Annotated in this window: 1 protein-coding gene and 1 pseudogene; both read left to right on the top strand. The window is 43.4% G+C overall.

Annotation, left to right across the window (positions count from 1 at the left end; translation table 11 throughout):
* Positions 1–2,237 (top strand): annotated as a pseudogene (locus ACED45_RS23800) (T6SS effector BTH_I2691 family protein); the annotation flags it as partial.
* Positions 2,238–2,240: 3 nt separating this feature from the next.
* On the top strand, positions 2,241–3,024 hold a 784-nt coding region (locus ACED45_RS23795; protein WP_371715188.1), incomplete at its 3' end, for a hypothetical protein.

Here is a 3,024-nt window from a genome sequence, read left to right as displayed (position 1 = left end):
AGAAGAAATATGGCATTTCAGCAAACCGATTTGGCAAATACGAGCAATGGATAGCAACTGAGCGCTGGCGTAAGCAGCTCAACTGGAAGCAAATGCTGAGCGAAATGCAGGCGCTGTCAGAGCAAAAAGAGACTATGCTTGCTCAAGTAACTTCCGTAAAGCGTGACTTTATTTCGGTATTAGAAACGCTCACTCCTCATCATCTCGAACGTGTCTTCGACCTTTACAGCGAGGAGACGCAATATAGCCTCTATCAGCTTCACCTAGCGGCGGTAGAAGCGTTTACCCTTGTGATTGAAGAAGAAGACCGTATTTGGGCAGAAAGCCAATGGGAGAAACCAACCAGTTTACTTCCACTCTATACCTCTGGCTTCAGTCGAAGTGTCTATAATGAGTTAAAAAAATCCATTCCCGAGCCCCTATCAACATCGTCAAGCGATGAAGATAAATGGTTAGAGCATGTCTCTTCGGTGAGCAATGCAACGGGGTTGTATGCGAAGGTCATGGACTTTGTCACAAACCCAAACACCTCCGAAACCGAGGTGTTGAAAGACTTGGCAAAAGGCTTTAAAGAGCTCGATACCCTATTCAAAGCCTCCATCAGCGCTGCTTTAAAGGGGACGTTAGAGTTGGGTGTGAGTTTCACCTCTCAAGCTTCCATTCTATTGATGTCAACGCTGGCTGAGCCATTGTCTCGAAATGGTTTCGTATGGCGAGCGAGTATAGCTGAGCGTATGGCGCAAACAATGCCAGTAAGTATTAATGAAAATTATGCTCAAGGTTTTAAGGATTGGAAAACGCGCATTGAAGATAATCTTGCAGAGTTGAAGAAAAACAACCTCATTATTGCTGAGGTAAATCAAAATCAGCGCAAGGCGACGGCTAAGTATAAAGAGGCGTTAAAGAATCAGCGTCGACTCAAAAAATCATTAGCGGTGGCGACTTTAGAATACCCACAACGCATTATACTCCCGGACGACCTACCAAAAGCAACGGTAGAATTAAGGGCAAGGGTAATCAGCGAGCCCGCAGGTGATTTACACAAACTGTTCGAAAACGCAGGTGGGTTGGGGTTTCTCGCTCTTCTGTTTAACAGCATTGCCTTGACCGATGCCATGAGCAGTATTGCTGATACAGGCTTGATGAATTCAGATGAATTCTTAGACATACAACAAAAGCTGTTTTACACCGCCAGTGCGTGGACGGGGATTCGGACGGGAAAATTATGGGAGAGCGTAAAGGGGGATGACAGGCTTAGAGCACATTCTTTTAAAATTCTAAAGCAGCTTGTGATTGATGACAAAGACTTTGCAAATGTTGCGATTGATGACTTGAAGGTCTTCAATAAATGGCTCGCGATCACGGGAGCTTTGGGGGCGCTAGCTTCAGGTATTGAGGCATACCGTTCTTGGCAGAGTGCTGATGAGGTTTATGGTCTTGAAAAATACCTGCATGTAACAAATGCTCTAGTATTAACAGCAATATCTGCTGTCGGCATGTTCCAAGCATACGGAGGGTTAACAGGACAATTTGCACTAAACTTGACCTTTGGTGGGCCTGTAACGGCAGGTTTGGCAATTCTCACCGTTGCATATCTAGCTGTTAATTATGGGTTGAATAAGCTGAAGCAAGATGATTTTCAAAAATGGTTAGATAAACTGCCTTGGGGGTATCACCCGAGTCGTACTCAGTGGAGTCAATCTCCAAGCTTACCCGAAAGAGAAAAACATAATTCAGCCTTAGTGCAGCAAGCGCTGTTTGACCTGCAATCCATTATTCAACAGCCAACGGTATACCATCAGCCTATTGAAAAAATCCAAGCCTATCCAGGATACACACATCGTGAGTTAGTTGGCTTGGACGTGCATATTCAACTGCCAAGACGTGCTGTAACGAACGGGATTACCGTGAGTACCAATACTAAAGCAACTGAAGATGAGTTGGCGTCAGGCTCGTGGCATCAAAACGCTGATTTAGTCACGTTACAAACTCAGAGCCAAGCGAGCAAAGAATTGCTGGTGTATCAGGTAACGTTACCGATTAAAGAAGCCGATCAATACCTTGCCATGAAAGTATCGTATGATGTGGAAGATGATGCCCCAGCTAAGCGTGAGTATTGGTTCCAAAACGGCATAAAACAGAGTGCAACTTATAGCGTGATTTCAGACAATAGCAAACAAAGCACCATTCAGAAATCACTTACCCCCGTTGTCGGCACATTAGGTTTTCAGGAGTAACCCTTGGCATATTCACCATTTTATATCACCCCAGAAGAGTTGGCGGTTTATCAAGAGGCGCAAGAGCGAGAGATTCTTACCGGGGACAATTTAACAACATGGCACAAATATGATGTAGAGGAGCCGTTTCGTTACCATTACAAATTAACCGCGTTGCCATTTATGAGCTTCTTATTTGTAATTGTATTTTTGACACACACGAGTGAGACACTTGTCGTAACCTTTTTTGGTCTTATCTTGTCAGTGATGATGGCTGGCGTCTTTTATCTCACGATCGGCCTCGATTATAGGTATGACTATATTTTTTCTGACAAAGGCTTTGTGATGAAAAAGCGTCGCAATATGCCTAAGTGGGTAAATACCGCCACGCAAGCTGTTGGTTGGATAGGCGCAGTGGTGTGTGTGACGATGGTAGCGGTGGTTGGCCCAATGGCTTTAGCGGGTGCTGGCGCTCTTATTTTACTCTCATTTGGTATGTTAAAACGTCGACCCGATGAGAGAACCGAAATTAAAGTGGGTGAACGAGAAGATTGGCTGTTTGCTTACTACAATAAAAAAAGGAAAGTTATTGCTATTTACCATAAATATGACAGCAGTAACTATAGAGATATAGCGAAAACGACAGTAGGTCGATGTAATAATCGAGGTAGAAGTCTATTGTTTTTTAACTCCAACAGCGACTTAGAAAACACATTAGAAAAACTATCTATAGAATATCAAATTAAAATTACGGAGTTGGAAGATAAAAAAGTATTTTTTAACGCTTATTCACCAGATGAATTGCTCT

The organism is Vibrio crassostreae, from assembly GCF_041439375.1.
GTDB classification, from domain to species: Bacteria; Pseudomonadota; Gammaproteobacteria; order Enterobacterales; family Vibrionaceae; genus Vibrio; species Vibrio crassostreae_D.
This window is presented reverse-complemented; position numbering and strand designations above follow the sequence as displayed.